At 47.3% G+C, this 14,307-nt stretch carries 17 protein-coding genes; 10 read left to right on the top strand and 7 right to left on the bottom strand.

Going from position 1 to position 14,307, the window contains the following annotated elements; genetic code table 11:
• Nucleotides 1-3 precede the first annotated feature (3 nt).
• The 4 genes from AC58UU_RS26715 to AC58UU_RS26700 all read right to left on the bottom strand — a co-directional run bounded on the left by AC58UU_RS26715 (nt 4) and on the right by AC58UU_RS26700 (nt 4,719).
• Nucleotides 4-1,359: a dicarboxylate/amino acid:cation symporter gene (locus AC58UU_RS26715; RefSeq protein WP_497320201.1), complete on the bottom strand. Its 1,356-nt coding sequence runs from the start codon at nt 1,357-1,359 to the stop codon at nt 4-6.
• Nucleotides 1,360-1,532: 173 nt separating this feature from the next.
• On the bottom strand, nt 1,533-2,315 hold the full coding sequence (locus tag AC58UU_RS26710) for a hypothetical protein (protein WP_497320199.1): 783 nt from the start codon (nt 2,313-2,315) through the stop codon (nt 1,533-1,535).
• Between the two features lie 1,049 nt (nt 2,316-3,364).
• Nucleotides 3,365-3,781 (bottom strand): hypothetical protein, encoded by a 417-nt coding sequence (locus AC58UU_RS26705; protein WP_497320198.1) that lies wholly within the window; start codon nt 3,779-3,781, stop codon nt 3,365-3,367.
• A gap of 65 nt (nt 3,782-3,846) precedes the next feature.
• A complete protein-coding gene (locus AC58UU_RS26700; RefSeq protein WP_497320196.1) occupies nt 3,847-4,719 on the bottom strand; it encodes an inositol monophosphatase family protein in 873 nt (290 codons plus the stop codon).
• Nucleotides 4,720-4,887: 168 nt separating this feature from the next.
• On the opposite strand from AC58UU_RS26700, the gene AC58UU_RS26695 reads away from it, so the two are divergent.
• Complete coding sequence (locus tag AC58UU_RS26695; protein WP_497320195.1) at nt 4,888-5,853, top strand: aldolase catalytic domain-containing protein; 966 nt, start codon at nt 4,888-4,890, stop codon at nt 5,851-5,853.
• 97 nt (nt 5,854-5,950) lie between these two features.
• Here AC58UU_RS26695 and AC58UU_RS26690 read toward each other — a convergent pair whose 3' ends face one another.
• Nucleotides 5,951-6,274: a hypothetical protein gene (locus AC58UU_RS26690; RefSeq protein ID WP_497320193.1), complete on the bottom strand. Its 324-nt coding sequence runs from the start codon at nt 6,272-6,274 to the stop codon at nt 5,951-5,953.
• 203 nt (nt 6,275-6,477) lie between these two features.
• Between AC58UU_RS26690 and AC58UU_RS26685 the strand changes: the two genes are divergently transcribed.
• From AC58UU_RS26685 to AC58UU_RS26675, 3 genes are all read left to right on the top strand, one after another.
• Nucleotides 6,478-7,242, top strand: coding sequence for a response regulator transcription factor (locus AC58UU_RS26685; protein ID WP_497320191.1), 765 nt, complete (start codon nt 6,478-6,480; stop codon nt 7,240-7,242).
• On the top strand, nt 7,239-8,606 hold the full coding sequence (locus AC58UU_RS26680) for a sensor histidine kinase (RefSeq protein ID WP_497320190.1): 1,368 nt from the start codon (nt 7,239-7,241) through the stop codon (nt 8,604-8,606). The genes AC58UU_RS26685 and AC58UU_RS26680 overlap by 4 nt, the downstream gene beginning before the upstream one ends.
• Nucleotides 8,607-8,849: 243 nt before the next feature.
• Complete coding sequence (locus tag AC58UU_RS26675; protein ID WP_497320189.1) at nt 8,850-9,368, top strand: C40 family peptidase; 519 nt, start codon at nt 8,850-8,852, stop codon at nt 9,366-9,368.
• A gap of 95 nt (nt 9,369-9,463) precedes the next feature.
• Here AC58UU_RS26675 and AC58UU_RS26670 read toward each other — a convergent pair whose 3' ends face one another.
• Nucleotides 9,464-9,976, bottom strand: coding sequence for an Hsp20/alpha crystallin family protein (locus tag AC58UU_RS26670; RefSeq protein WP_497320188.1), 513 nt, complete (start codon nt 9,974-9,976; stop codon nt 9,464-9,466).
• Between the two features lie 76 nt (nt 9,977-10,052).
• Between AC58UU_RS26670 and AC58UU_RS26665 the strand changes: the two genes are divergently transcribed.
• From AC58UU_RS26665 to AC58UU_RS26640, 6 genes are all read left to right on the top strand, one after another.
• Nucleotides 10,053-10,277 (top strand): spore germination protein, encoded by a 225-nt coding sequence (locus tag AC58UU_RS26665; RefSeq protein ID WP_047678721.1) that lies wholly within the window; start codon nt 10,053-10,055, stop codon nt 10,275-10,277.
• 40 nt (nt 10,278-10,317) lie between these two features.
• Nucleotides 10,318-10,527 (top strand): spore germination protein GerPB, encoded by a 210-nt coding sequence (locus AC58UU_RS26660; protein ID WP_497320187.1) that lies wholly within the window; start codon nt 10,318-10,320, stop codon nt 10,525-10,527.
• Between the two features lie 59 nt (nt 10,528-10,586).
• Nucleotides 10,587-11,393, top strand: a complete 807-nt coding sequence (gerPC, locus tag AC58UU_RS26655; protein ID WP_497320186.1) for a spore germination protein GerPC — start codon at nt 10,587-10,589, stop codon at nt 11,391-11,393.
• A gap of 3 nt (nt 11,394-11,396) precedes the next feature.
• Nucleotides 11,397-11,579 carry a spore germination protein GerPD gene (locus tag AC58UU_RS26650; RefSeq protein WP_497320185.1) on the top strand — a complete coding sequence of 61 codons (183 nt, stop codon included), beginning with the start codon at nt 11,397-11,399 and terminating at the stop codon, nt 11,577-11,579.
• 3 nt (nt 11,580-11,582) lie between these two features.
• Nucleotides 11,583-12,068, top strand: coding sequence for a spore germination protein GerPE (locus tag AC58UU_RS26645; RefSeq protein WP_497320183.1), 486 nt, complete (start codon nt 11,583-11,585; stop codon nt 12,066-12,068).
• Nucleotides 12,069-12,418: 350 nt separating this feature from the next.
• The gene (locus tag AC58UU_RS26640; protein WP_497320182.1) at nt 12,419-12,547 is read left to right on the top strand and encodes a hypothetical protein; all 129 of its coding nucleotides are present in this window, start codon (nt 12,419-12,421) and stop codon (nt 12,545-12,547) included.
• A 66-nt stretch (nt 12,548-12,613) separates the two neighbouring features.
• Here AC58UU_RS26640 and AC58UU_RS26635 read toward each other — a convergent pair whose 3' ends face one another.
• On the bottom strand, nt 12,614-14,254 hold the full coding sequence (locus AC58UU_RS26635; protein ID WP_497320181.1) for a glycosyl hydrolase family 18 protein: 1,641 nt from the start codon (nt 14,252-14,254) through the stop codon (nt 12,614-12,616).
• Between the last annotated feature and the right edge of the window lie 53 nt (nt 14,255-14,307).

Genomic DNA, 14,307 nt, shown 5'->3' with positions numbered 1-14,307 from the left:
TGATTATGCTGTAGCCACATCGAGGTCATCTTCTTCGTCACGATCAAATGCTGCACGATCGAATTCTCCCTCAGACTCAGCCACGAGCAATGCCGTAACTGTTGTACCTGTAGCATTAACCGCTGTACGACCCATGTCGATCAGTGCCTCAACACCAAGCACAAGACCCATACCTTCCAAAGGCAAGCCTAAAGCTGTAAGTACAACTGTTGTCGAAATCGCAGCTGGACCCGGAACGCCGGCCACACCAATGGAGGAAACCACACTAACCAAGATAAGAATCAGGTATTCAGGAACGCCAAGCGGAAGATTGTAGACCTTTGCTACGAAAATAGCCACAACCGCCGGCCAAACCCCGCCACAGCCATTGAAGTTCATCGTTGCCCCAAGCGGTGCCACGAAGCTTGCAATACGTGGTGATACACGAAGGCGCTTCGTAATTACTTCCAAATTCACAGGCAGCGTTGCATAACTGCTTCGTGTTGTGAATGCGACAGCAATTGTCGGATAAGCCTTTTTGAAGAACTTGATTGGGTTTACTTTTGCCACGAAAAGAACCAAACCACCGAAGATCAACACGAAGTGAATGATCAAAGCTACATAAGAAGTTAGGATAATTTTAGCCAGAGGAGCAAGTGTATCCAAACCATATTTGGCAGCCATCGCTGCGATTAACGCGTACACCCCATAAGGTGTCAGACGAATAACATACTTAACTACTTGGTGGATCACAGCTGTTGCTGATGTAATAAACGATTTAACGGCTGCTACACTTTCCGGCTTTTTCGAACCGACATGCACAATCGCCACAGCAACAAAAATCGCGAAGATCAGAACCGGTACAACTTTCCCAGTCGCCATATCGTTAATTGGATTGGAAGGTACCAAGTCCAGAATAACCTGTGAGAACGTAGGAATTTCTCTTGCTTTAAAATCTTTCGGTACAGCCTGTGCAATTCCGTTACCCGGATCAATCGCCAAGGCGACAACCAAACCGATCAGCGCCGCGATCCCTGTTGTTAGCAAGAACCAACCGATCGTTTTCAAACCCAGTTTACGCAGCTGACCTAGACTGGATAACGATGAAATACTGTTTATGACTAGAATAAGTACTAAAGGCATAACGAGCATTTTGATCAAATTTACATAGATCGTTCCGATCGTACTAACACTTTTAAATTGGAGCCCCAGTTGATTAAAAGCTACCCCTGCTACTAAACCAAGCCCTAAACCAATGAAAACACGGTTGCCAAAGCTAACTCTTTTTTTCGCCAATAAGACGAGGACCCCGATAATGATAATTGATACGACTAGGCTGACCCAGTTGGATTGAAATGCGGTCACTAGATTGTTGTTCACTAGAATCATCTCCTTAATTCCTACGATGTTACTCGGTTTTATGGGATAAGAATATGACATTCGACGGAACCTGTCAATGATTTATTTTAAAAAGTACGAAAAAACCGAACTATTCCACGGATCAATCGAGGTTTAATACGGCTTTTACGTTTAATTTAAATTGGAAAATGTAATTACATTGTATGCTGGTCATGCACAATAGCAACTAAATACCACTGAGTGCCTGAGTTCTCGTAAACAAGCCTAAGACTGGTCCAGTCCATCCCCTGAAACTGCGGATCTAGACCGGGATAATGATACTCCACCGTAATCGCTGAAGTCGTCGGATATACACTGAATACATTATTAATCATATTCCCTTTGCCAAGAATAATGTTATAACTTATTTGTGGTGCGGCTGCAAAATCTTCGTTATATACGAATTTATCCCAATAGTCGGGAAAAGTGAGATCAATGGGATCACCTGAACCGTCGTAATCGCCCCAGTGTGTCGTGCTGGTATTTGCCCAAAGGGCTGCAAGCCCGCTGCCTAGAACCTGGACATCACTCGTCACATGAATATAGGAGTACGGCGAGAATTGTACACCTTTCTTCGGATGGATCAGCTCTGTGAGCTTTTTCATGTCTTGCTGCTTCAGCACTTGTATCGTTTCTTTGGCTCGGCTTTCGATTGCTTTTTTCGCGTCGGCTTCTTTGGCGAACGAGGTCGGACTTGGTTTGATACTAGGCGTAGCAGTGGGGAGAGGCACTTGTACTGTTGGAGCAGGCGTGAGTGCTGGTGCTGGTGTTGGGGAGGTTGGCGCTGGCGGTGCTGGAGAAGCTGTAGGAGAGACAATCGATGTCGATTGTGGACTGCTGCTGCTTGTACCCGTGGCACCTTTTGTTTGCTCATCCATGCATCCGGTCATCACACTTATTATTGCTGCCACCAAAACGATCTCCACCATGCGTCTCATCCGAATCACTCCTCCACAAATTTACTTCCTTATCTCACCAGACGCGGTAATGATGGTAAAGGTTACGAATTCTGTGGTATCTACAATAAAAAGGCGCATGCCTAGATCGTATTGAAAAAGTGAAATTGTAGCTGAATAATCGGCTTACCCAGTCCTTTGGCGAGAGTTGTTGCAAAGGTTGAATTGATGGTACGACTAAGGCATCGAATGTTTAAACACTCGATGCCTTAGCCATGTGTTGTTGTACTTTATACAACAATAAGCAAGCTAAATCCACTTTATACATGCGATTGTTGCAGAAAATACAACAGTTTCAGCCAAAAGTGGCTCTATCGCCAATAAAAAGGATAAATTGTTGTACAACATACAACATTCTGAGCTTTCCGGGGTGAAATTAAGAAAATTGTTGTACGCTGTACAACTTGCCTTCCTTAAATTCCCCAATTTCCCCAAAAATCCAGATAGGGGAATACATAAAAAGCACTAACCTCGTTCGGTTAGTGCTTGGGAGCGTCCACGGGATGAGTGGGAATATGAGATTTGTGAGGGTTGGCCTGGTTGCTCGGCCGCGGTGCCGAGATAGCGATGTATTTCATCGCTATGGCTCATCTTTCGCGTGTCTCACGCGGGTTTCACCCCTCATAAGGATGTTTTTCATCCTTATGGCGGGGTTGCTCGGCCGCGGGCGCGAGTTAGCGATGTTTTTCATCGCTATGGCTCATCTTTCGCGTGCCTCACGCGGGTTTCACCCCTCATAAGGATGTTTTTCATCCTTATGGCGGGGTTGCTCGGCCGCGGGCGCGAGTTAGCGATGTTTTTCATCGCTATGGCTCCGCTTTCGCGTGCCTCACGCGGGTTACGCCCCTCATAAGGATGTTTTTCATCCTTATGGCGGGGTTGCTCGGCCGCGGGCGCGAGTTAGCGATGTTTTTCATCGCTATCTCTCTGCTTTCGCGTGCCTCAAGCCTGTTCGCACCTCGCTCAACAAGCTCACTCATTCGCGCAGAGTTTGCTTACTTTCGCTTCCGCGCAGCCTCCCCCGCACCATTTCACATCCGGATACCGGCGCTGAAATGGTTGTAATCGTCAGCGGACGGGTCAAAGGCCGCCTCTTCCTCGCTCGGCACTGCGTCGGTTACGGGCGATACGTTCGCCTCGGCGTAGCTCTCGGACCAATCCTCATTCACGGTGTGGGCCGGAATGCGGATGGAACCCTCCAGATCATACGCCATGTTGTATATCGCTGACTCTGACTCGACCTGCGGGCGATCCATTAAGCGCCCGCCGTGCGATTGGGCAATTTCTAGCGCAGATGTTATCTCCTGTGCATCAAGATGGATGTGCACAGTGGACATATCTCCGCCCAGTAGTTCCGGCTTGTAGCCGAGCTCGTCCAGCGTATCAAGCGCAAGGAGCGCATCCCGCTCCTTATCAAATTCAAAAAATATAGGAACAAAGCTCTTCATCGCATAGCATCCTTTCTTCCTCATCATGCAAAGTATGCCATTATCATCTGCATATTGTTCCCACATTATTCTACTTTGATGGCTTTCTGCACGAATGTCAGCAGCTCCGCATGATATTCTGGTACAGCAGCCACCAAGTAAACCGCCTGTGCCATCTCTATCCCAACTTCGGAGCTTGTACTTACACCTGCATTTGCACTCGCACCCGAGCCCCCAAGCATAGCTACCGGATTACCCGCGAAATCCGTCACCTTCACGCCGGCCTCCTGCGCGAGCAGCAAGCCCGCGTACAAATCCTCACCTTCGGAGTTGTACAGCACGACACCATGCAGGTCGCCTCTGGCCAGCATTGCCCAGGTCAAAGACGGTGCCCACAAGCGCAGCACTCTTTTAACCGAATGCTCTAGATGATGCCTTAGTCCCAACGCTCTGTGATTGTCCTTACCAACCCCATGGCCTTGAATCCATGAAATTGTTGACTTGATCAACGGACCTTTCGGCTTCGCCTCAAGCTTCACATCCTCCTGCCAAGCACCTTCGTCCTTAACAGCCACGTAATTTAGCCCCAAGGCCGAATCACGGATTACCCCTAGGACAATTTGTCCCTGATAGCTCAAAGAGATGCAAACTCCATAAAGCGGTATGCCCAATGCGAAATTATTCGTTCCATCCAAAGGATCGACATGCCATACCCAATCGCTGGCTTCCCCTCCTTCACCTGCTTCTTCACTATATATACGATGACTCGGAAATACCGCCAGGATGTCTTCCACAATCAAACGATCCGCCTGCACATCTACTTCGGTGACCAAATCGCCACGATCATCCTTATGCTGAATGGTCAGCTTACCTCCGAAACGCTCTCTTGCCAGTTCTCCTGCTTTCATTGCCGCTTCAACAGCAACCTCTCTTGCTAATGACCACTCGTTACGATTCATTCAATTAGGCCCCTTCAAGTAATCTAGTACTCCTCTTCATATTTTACCATATCCTCCCTGCGAAAGTTGTCACAAACGCACACTGCTGCATTGACAAGCAGCCTCTACATAAGTGATAATATAGCAAAATCAGAAGCGATATAAGCAGTCGAAAGGGGCAATACGAGTATGGTTAAGCAGCATCAGCACAAGATTTTGGATTGTACGATTCGGGACGGCGGTTTGGTGAACGATTGGGATTTTAGCGTGGAATTTGTCCAAGACATGTATCGCGGCTTAAGTGCAGCCGGTGTAGAATATATGGAAATTGGTTATAAAAACTCGGAAAAACTGCTTAAAGGCGGAGCATCCGGTCCTTGGAGATTCTTGAATGAATCCTTCCTTCGTGACGTTATTACCAAAAAGACCGATACGAAACTATCTGCTCTTGTAGATATCGGCCGTGTCGATGAGAATGACATTTTACCTCGTGAAGACAGCTTACTTGACCTGATCCGCGTTGCTTGTTACATCAAAGACGTTGATAAAGGCCTTGAGCTTGTTCAAAAGTTCAATAACATGGGCTACGAAACGTCTCTTAACATTATGGCGCTTTCCCACGTTATGGAAAATGAGCTGGTTGAAGCTTTCGAAGAAATCAATAAAAGCCCAGTTGACGTTGTCTATATCGTAGACTCCTACGGCAGTATGGATCATAAAGATATTGAGTACCTCGTAACGAAGTTCCAACGTCTGCTTCCTGAGAAAGAACTCGGCTTACATATGCACAACAACCTGCAGCTTGCTTTCGCAAATACAATTGCCGGTGCATCCAAAGGCGTGACTTTCCTTGATTCCTCCGTTTATGGAATGGGCCGCGCAGCAGGGAATTGTACGACGGAGCTACTTCTTAGCTATTTAAAAGGAGCACGTTACGACATTCGTCCCGTACTTGAAATTATCGAGAAACACATGATTACTATGCGTCAAAAATGGGATTGGGGCTATCTCATTCCTTACATGATCGTAGGAGCGCTTGATGAGCATCCGCGTACTGCTATGGCTCAGCTTAGCTCAGATGAAAGAAATAACTTTGTAGATTTCTATGACCGTTTGACTTCAGTAGAAACAGCTCCTATTGTTCATAAAAACTAATAGTCTCAATTGAAAAAGACCCCTTATTAACAGTTCTCGAAGGCTTCGGCCTTCAGAACTATCGATAAGGGGTTTTTCATATGCTCTAATCTAAACATTATTTGATGATTTTGGCTGATACGAGGTAGTCTTCTGCATACGCACGATCAATGAGGAAAACGAAATCCTCTTCTTCTCGGCGATAGGGGGTTTTTTTAGGGAAAACTTCAATATACTCACTCTCGATTAACTCCGTACAATTCTCGTCTGCATAGATCAATCCGTCTTCTAACCGTTTTAGCGCCTCAACCATAACCTCCCGCGATTTGAGCTCCCCTTGAATCTCCACATAGACTCTTGCGGTAGCATCGTGGTCTTGCAGTAAAATCGCTACTTTCTGGTTAGTTTTGATGTGCACCTTCTTTTTCGGGGATATACTCATCTGTCCTACTCCTTCATCAGTCTATTATGCGTTATCTTATGTCACAAAGAAGGAATGCGGAATAGGCAGATGAACGCTAACGAGACACTCCCCCAAAGACTGGGCTTTTCACATATGTATGTAAATGTACCGAATAGAGAAAATAAAGAACGAGTCGACACCGCTGACCATCAGCGAGCCGTTAGGAGTGAAATCTATCCGCCATGAGCCGCATATTGCTAATTGAGGACGAAGAACGCATCGCTAGGGTGCTTCAGCTGGAGCTGGAGCATGAAGGCTATGAGGTACATACAAGAGCAGATGGGCGCTCGGGACTGAATGCAGCCTTAAACGAGTCGGAGGACTGGGAGCTTATCCTGCTTGACGTCATGCTTCCGGAGTTGAGCGGTCTAGAGGTGCTTCGCCGAATAAGGCAGGTAAACGCTACCCTTCCCATTATCCTGTTGACGGCACGCGATGACGTCCGGGACCGAGTCAGCGGACTCGACCAAGGCGCTAATGACTATGTGACAAAGCCTTTTGCCACAATTGAACTGCTTGCTCGCATTCGCAGCTTACTCCGGCAGAGAAGCCTGCAGGATCAGCCGGCAGAGCAGCCTTATTTACTTAAAGTGGACGATCTGAGCATGGATTTGAAGAGTAGAGCCGTTACCCGAGAAGGTACATCGATCGAATTAACGCCTACGGAATTTGATTTACTGCGCTTCTTGATTCAACACAAGGACGAAGTGATGTCGCGGGAGCAGATCATTTCTGAGGTTTGGGGATATGATTTCATAGGAGATACGAATGTGGTTGACGTGTATATCCGATATTTGCGGCAGAAGGTGGACAAGCCCTTCTCCTCCAAGCTCATTCAGACGATACGCGGTATCGGCTACTTGCTGAAGGTTGAACCTTCCACAAGCAAAGAGGCGGACGATTCAGCTGGTGAAGCTGTCCCTAAAGATAGGCAGACGCCCTCATGAGCCTTAAGCTGAAAATCACACTGTGGGTTTCTGCAGGACTGATGTTGATCCTCTTTTTCAGCTTCACTTTTGTCTACTACATGTTCATCCGAGTTACGACCAAGGGTGAAGTGGAGCTGCTGAAAGAAAAGGCCCGCACTCTAATTCTGAAGGATTTACCTAGCCACCCTGAGTATTGGCAGAACAACTCGCTGATGGATGAGCTCCTCATTCCGCAAGAAATGCTTCGGTATATTGCTCCCGATTCGAAAGTCGTTTATCAATTATATTCCGACCCGAAGCTGCTTCACTTTTCTCCCAGTTATGTAAACAAAGAAACGGTAATCTTAGAAACAGCGTCGGACGGTATTTTTATATTTGTGAAAACGCCTGTGTTCAAAGAAGGTCATCAGGTCGCTATTTTAGAAATTGGACGCAGCCTGCGAAGGTTGGGCGAATATTCAAATATGCTCATCTCTATTCTTTTATTAACTTCCATAGGTGCTCTTATTCTTGCTCTCCTTGGGGGTTATTTCTACACGAATGCTCTTTTTCGTCCGCTTCAGCATTTAGTCACCACTATGCAAAACATTGAGAAAAGCGGCTCATTCAAGCACATCGCCATGCCTGACAAGCTCACAAATGATGAATTAACGATGCTTGGTGCAACATTTAATAGGATGATTGATAGGCTGCAGGAGATGTTTCAAAAGCAGGAGCAATTCCTTGCAGATGCCTCACACGAGCTGCGTACACCGCTTACGATCATTGAGAGCTATGCTAGTTTACTGCGTAGATGGGCTTTCCGGGATGATAAGTTGCGTGAAGAAGCGCTCGAAGCCATCGTCTCCGAATCAGCCCAATTAAAGATTCTTACGCAAAACCTGCTTTCCCTTACCGATAATCGGCGAGAGAACTGTGAACAAAGGACCTCCTTCGATCTCCTTCCGATTGTAGAGCAAACCGCAGCCTCTCTTAGAGTCACCTCTTGCAGAGAGATTGAGGTACAGATTGAGCAAGACTTGAAAGAGCTTCATATGATCGGAGATCCTTATAAGATCAGGCAGCTTCTTATTATATTGCTAGATAACGCGCTCAAATACAGCCAGCAAATGGTTGTGTTGAAAATCGGCGCTACAGAGAACAAGTGGGTTACCATCGAAGTCATTGATCAAGGCATTGGCATCGCGGAAAGTGACTTACCCCACCTTTTTGACCGCTTCTATCGGGCGGATAAAGCAAGGAATCGTAAGCAAGGCGGAGTGGGTCTGGGACTGGCTATTGCGCAACATATCGTTCAGAAGCACGAGGGGACCATTCAGCTCAAAAGTTGCTTAGGCCAAGGAACTACCGTTTTGATTACGCTGCCAAAAACGTGTCAATAAGAACATTATAATGGGATTCTCATCATATTCTCAGAATTCACCTTAACACCTTTGATCCCACTGGCCTCAGGGTTGCAAGGTAAATATTAGGTTGAATTTCATCTGGTATACTTGGGCTTAGGTGGACGAACACCCCACAAGTTAGCTCAGTAGAAGAGTCATGCGAAGCCAGTTTTCTAATGAAAACTCAGCATAAGCTTACAACGCAAGTTTTCTTGCGAAAACTCTAAGGAGGCAAACCAGATGAAAAACCAACAACAAACATGGTATAAGAAACTAGTCGTAGCGGCTTTGACCGTTTCCATAGGACTTTCTGCAGGAATGGTGAGTGCGCCTCATCAAGCCGGGGCAGCGGGAGCCATTGATGCCTCAATCACAGCAACTTCTCGCGGCAGTCAAGTAATTTCGATCGGTAAAAACTATTTGGGAAGACCTTATAAATTCGGTGCAAAAGCGGGTCAAACGCGAACATTTGACTGCTCTTCCTTCACTCAATACGTGTTCAAGCGGGTTGGCGTAAACCTGCCGCGGACTTCTAAACAGCAATCCCATGTCGGAAGCTACGTATCCAGAAGCAACCTTCGCACAGGCGATCTCGTGTTCTTCTCTATTCCTGGTAAACCCGGCGTCATTAACCATGTAGCCATCTATATGGGTAACGGCAACCTGCTGCAAACATATGGTGCAGGCGGAGTCCGTATTACTAACATTCACAGCGGAACTTGGTCTTCCCGTTACATGACCGCTCGCCGCGTCCTATAGTACAATAAGGATAACCCTCAAGCCATATGGCTTGAGGGTTTTTGTTTTTCACCTACGAATCAGAAGGACAAAAAGTATTCCGCCTTCCTGACTCGCTAGTAACGGATGTACGCCTCAACATAGTTCTCCTTTAAGCCTCGCTTGCGCACCTTGATCTGCAGCAGACGTTGTTTGTAGCTCACTCTAGCCGTCCTTGGCTGCACAAGGGTCGGTAGCTTAATGATTCGGTTCTTGCCGCTGAGAAAGCCGGTAAGCTTAATCTGATTGGATTTCACAAACACCTGAAGCGCTCTTGGATCTTCATCTTTGGCAATCTTCACTTTAATGATGACATGTTCATGCGTCTCAAAGGTTTCTGAGCCCGCATATCTCTGGGAAGAGAGATTGGCATCCAAACCCGGCATCGCTTTTTTCAGCATGTCCTGTACATATCCCTCGGCCCACGTCATATTATCTAGAAAGGTCTGCCCATTTTCACCGAAAGGCAGCTTTTGCCCAAGAAACTTCTCAACTTGCTCCCACTTTAGCCAAGGATGGCGATTAAACCCGCTCAAGCCCATCACCTCATTTTCACTAGCAGTATATGTGCCTACTCCCTGATGTGACACCCAAACGAAAAACAGGGCACCTCTAGGCGAATACCCTCATATACTATAGTTGTGATAAGCGCAAGGGGGATCGACTATGCCATCTATCGTAGGGAATGTCAAAATCATCAGCGTGGGGCCGAGCTCCGTCGTCCATTTCGGCGATTCCTTCATCATCGCACCTAACAGCTCCTCCAAAACTTTTGCCGGAGCAGGCTCATTTAATACCGGGGACTTCCCTCGTATCTATAATGCCTATAGCACCACCGTAACCAACGATTCCGACCTTATCGAAAACAATGCCAGCGGAATAATCATTTAAATCAATTCATCTATTAACCTGAGCGAGGTGTTCATCCAAAATGAACTGGACCATCCATCAGACCATTATGATTCAGCATTTAAAAGTGGACTCAGTGGCTAACTCCTCCGTTCTGCAAATTGGCACCGCCGGATCTATCCGATCATTATCTAATCTTTACAATACAGGCGGCTTCGTTGAATCCGCTCCAGAGATGGGAGCAAGCGCAATCAACCCAGTTTCTCTGGTTCCTTTACCACCGCCAACTTAATATATACCCCAACGCGAAGTTACAAGCTGATTGAAAATGGAAGGAGGTGCCTTTCCTAGATGAATAATTGTATAACTTGGCAGCAATGGGCTCAGCAGGTCACCGCCTATATTGAAATGCAGAAACAGCGAATCGATAAGCTCGAACAAACCGTAACCAAACTGCAAACGGACCTTAACGCCTTGAAAAATCAGAAGGGCGTCCACATCGATAAAATTGAATATAAATTCGATCAACTCAAAGTCGAAAAGCTCGACGGAACCTTAACAATCGGTATCAGCCCCAGCTTACTTGACCATATCGATGACCTTACAGTGAATGGTGCCTCCGTGGGCAAAAATGCTGGAGCTGATGCGAATGCTTTTTTTCAGGGGCAAGGGCAAGGGCAAGGGCAAATGCAAGGGCAAATGCAAGGGCAAGGGCAAGGAATAAGTCAATGGTATGGAATAGGGCAGAGACCACAAGAGCAAGGGCAAGATCAGGGTCAAGGTCAAGGTCAAGGTCAAGGTCAAGGGACGGGGCATCAAAGACCAGATCAGGGACAAGGAAATACTTCTGGTTTTGGCATGCAACAGGAGATCTCTAGCGGGATAGAACAATATTTGCAATATGGTGTTCATGCCGATATGCAAAATCTGGAGAACAAATATCAGTATCCACTGGACGAGGATTACAAAGCCCTCATTATCGATGATATCCGTAAACAGCTAGACACCCGCATTCAGCTTTATGTCAATCAGTATCGCGGCGTTGGTTTCAAAGAACCGATGGAGGCCGTTACAACCAGCATCTTTGAGAAAACAAAAAAAGACATAATCAGTGCAATTGAGAGTTACATATCCAGTTTACCAAGGAAGGAAGGCTAAAATATGCTGAACTTACATGTGGAAAACAAACAACTTTTCGTAGGTGACGTGAGAATCATCGGGGTAGCCAGTTCCTCGGTATTTCTCATTGGCGATACAGAAGTCATTTCATTGTCCTCCATGTTCGACACGCCTCCCGAATCGGTCATCATTTCACCATTCGTACCTCTTCCAGCGGAGGAATGACCCATGGTTCGCCTATCCATCGTCGGCAATGTCTATATCAACGACTTAAGCTCGAGTAGTATCATGCATGTTGGCGATAACATCAACACAGCTCTAAAAACAAGAGTCTTCGCTGTCCAGCGTGAAGTTCCCTTCTATTATGGGAATGAGGGGAGCTTCAAGGCTTATCCCTTTTATCAAAGACCCTTTCCCATCCCCCAGCCTCCGGAACCCTTCACAATGTCTGTGGATAACTTAGGCTCATTTATTCGTGTGCAGAATATCCGTATTCTAGGCGTTTCCTCGTCCGCTGTGCTGCAGATCGGCTGTAATCGTATCACCAGTGCCGAAACACACATCAAAAACATCCGCCAATTCGTCACAGATAAACCCGGGCCCAAGGAAAAGACAACCTTTGTCAAACTGGGCAAAGAAGAAGGCATCGGTTTCTTCGAGGCTGCTCCCAAGCGGGATGGGATGAATGAATCCACATTCTCGGTTGAAGATTAGAGATGTTGCAGAAAGTGCAACAATTGCGGCCTTTATCCCGGCGCTCCCTCTTCAATGTTGCATAATGTACAACAATTGGACCCTATACAGGTCATTTTGCCACAAATGGGTTCAAAATGTTGTACGAACTGCAACTTCAAGTTGCAAAATAGCCTTTTGGCGTGCGAATTGTTGTAGTAATTACAACACTGCTGAATGACTTAAATCAAATTTGTTATTAGCTGCGGGGAGCCAGTATACTGGGAACGCTGGTAATTGGGTCGGAGGCGGTATATGCTCATTGCTGGTTTGACGTTAAAGGCGCTATTTGCTTCATTGCTGGCTCAGACGTTGGAGGTGCTATATGCTAATTGTTGGTTCTAACGTTAAAGGCGCTATTCGCTTCTTTGCTGATCCTTACAATGGCGGCGCTATCTGGTGACAATCGAGAATTAGCGACGAAGCAAGGCAGTAACCCAAGCTTTAGCAGCTACGGATAAGCAAAACAAAGAACCGCACCCCACTCGACAAGCCTGAGTAGGGTGCGGTTCTCTGCTAGAGCCGGCTCACTTCGTGAGCAGCGTCTGGGCGCGGCTGAGCAGCGCCGCCATCTCCCCGCGCGTCAGTGACGCGCGCGGGCGGAACGTGCCGTCCGCGAAGCCGTCGACAAGGCCATTGCTGCTCATCGCAGCGATGGCCCCCGCCGACCAGCTTCCTGCCGGCACGTCGGTAAAGCCCTTCGCAGCGGCTCCACCGCCAGCCTGCGAAGTCAACTGCAAAGCGCGGGACAGCAGCACACTCATCTGCTCCCGCGTCATGATCTGATCCGGCACGAAGCGATCGCTGCTGATCCCTTGGATCAGCCCGCTCATCTTCGCGAACCGGATATCCTGCCACGCCCAGTGGGTGGCAGGGACATCACTGAACGAGGCGCTGAGCGCTGCCGCCTCGCCCTTCAAGCCCAGCACGCGCACGATAATCGTCGCGGCTTCAGCCCGCGTGAGCGCCGCGTCCGGCGCGAACCGGTCAGAGGCTATGCCGAGCATCCAGCCACGGTTCGCCGCGGTTAACACGTCAGCCTGCGCCCAATGCTTCTGCATGTCGGCGAAGTAAAACCCATCGGACCATAGGCTGTAATAGTCCCATGTATCAGTCGTCTCCTGATTCAGGCTCCAGCTTCCAGTCCCTTTCAAGTTATACTTGCCTACCAATTTCAGCTTTTCTTTGAGCGACTGTTCGTTCTCGAACCACACCGTGTAGTCACCGGCTCCGAGGTTATTGCCATATACGCTAGACGCTGCATTGGTTGGACTTATCGTGAAAGTAGCTACTGGTGATTGACTAGCAGCATCATACCGCACAGTCCCTTTATAGGTGTCAATCAGCATCATTAGCGCCTGAGCGGATACACCTGAGCCATTAACGGCAGCATTTTGATTCCAGTACCGCCCGTAGAACGGAACGCCAAGAACTATTTTATCGGCTGGTGCTTGCGCTACTGCGTATTGAATCGATTTCTCGACAAAGGGTAAACTTGCCACAGGTCCCGGGGTCGGATCTCCAGGATAGCTTTCATCGTAAGCCATGACCATTAAGTAATCACTCACCGCGGCTAATGCCTTGTAATCATACAAAGCAATCCAGCTTTTCGTTGCTCCTGTAGGATTCGCCGCTACAGCTACTGATACTTCCATCCCGCTTGGGAGTTTATCGCGCAGCATTTTGACCAAATCCGTATATTTATCACGGTAAGCTGCATCCACATTTTCGATATCCATATTGATGCCGTCCAACTTATGGTCCTTGATAGCCTCAACTATTTGATTCACAAGCGCTTCTCGATTATCAATGGCTTTCTCACCTAGGGTCCTATCAAAATCGTTACTAAGAAAAGGGACAACCTTCTTCCCTCGCTGGTGCATATCGGTAATGAACGAGTCCAATAGAGAATCAGATAATTGCAAACTACCATCTGCATTGATATGAAAATAGCTAGGCAAGACAACATCGAGTGTTTGACCGCTTTTATCTACTTGCGAGGTATAGGAATTTGAATTGCCAAAAAAGAGATAAGACATCGTAAATTTCCCTTGAGACGAGCTAGCTTCAGCCTTAACACTAGGTTCTGAGCTTGTTGCTATTGTCAAAAGCCCCGCCGCGGCTAGTATAATCACGAATTTGTTCCATCGATTTTTGGTTTTATTCATCGGCCACCTCCCATTTCTAGCATCTAGCTGCTTCCTTTATTCTGCTAGAAAGA

This window comes from Paenibacillus sp. JT22N1, from assembly GCF_059692155.1.
This window is presented reverse-complemented; position numbering and strand designations above follow the sequence as displayed.

Bases quoted from the DNA above. Each gene is read 5' to 3' on its own strand.
- AC58UU_RS26710 (WP_497320199.1), bottom strand. From the start codon at position 2,315: ATGAGACGCATGGTGGAGATCGTTTTGGTGGCAGCAATAATAAGTGTG.
- AC58UU_RS26705 (WP_497320198.1), bottom strand. From the start codon at position 3,781: ATGAAGAGCTTTGTTCCTATATTTTTTGAATTTGATAAGGAGCGGGAT.
- AC58UU_RS26700 (WP_497320196.1), bottom strand. From the start codon at position 4,719: ATGAATCGTAACGAGTGGTCATTAGCAAGAGAGGTTGCTGTTGAAGCG.
- AC58UU_RS26695 (WP_497320195.1), top strand. From the start codon at position 4,888: ATGGTTAAGCAGCATCAGCACAAGATTTTGGATTGTACGATTCGGGAC.
- AC58UU_RS26690 (WP_497320193.1), bottom strand. From the start codon at position 6,274: ATGAGTATATCCCCGAAAAAGAAGGTGCACATCAAAACTAACCAGAAA.
- AC58UU_RS26685 (WP_497320191.1), top strand. From the start codon at position 6,478: ATGAGCCGCATATTGCTAATTGAGGACGAAGAACGCATCGCTAGGGTG.
- AC58UU_RS26680 (WP_497320190.1), top strand. From the start codon at position 7,239: ATGAGCCTTAAGCTGAAAATCACACTGTGGGTTTCTGCAGGACTGATG.
- AC58UU_RS26675 (WP_497320189.1), top strand. From the start codon at position 8,850: ATGAAAAACCAACAACAAACATGGTATAAGAAACTAGTCGTAGCGGCT.
- AC58UU_RS26665 (WP_047678721.1), top strand. From the start codon at position 10,053: ATGCCATCTATCGTAGGGAATGTCAAAATCATCAGCGTGGGGCCGAGC.
- AC58UU_RS26660 (WP_497320187.1), top strand. From the start codon at position 10,318: ATGAACTGGACCATCCATCAGACCATTATGATTCAGCATTTAAAAGTG.
- gerPC (WP_497320186.1), top strand. From the start codon at position 10,587: ATGAATAATTGTATAACTTGGCAGCAATGGGCTCAGCAGGTCACCGCC.
- AC58UU_RS26650 (WP_497320185.1), top strand. From the start codon at position 11,397: ATGCTGAACTTACATGTGGAAAACAAACAACTTTTCGTAGGTGACGTG.
- AC58UU_RS26645 (WP_497320183.1), top strand. From the start codon at position 11,583: ATGGTTCGCCTATCCATCGTCGGCAATGTCTATATCAACGACTTAAGC.
- AC58UU_RS26635 (WP_497320181.1), bottom strand. From the start codon at position 14,254: ATGAATAAAACCAAAAATCGATGGAACAAATTCGTGATTATACTAGCC.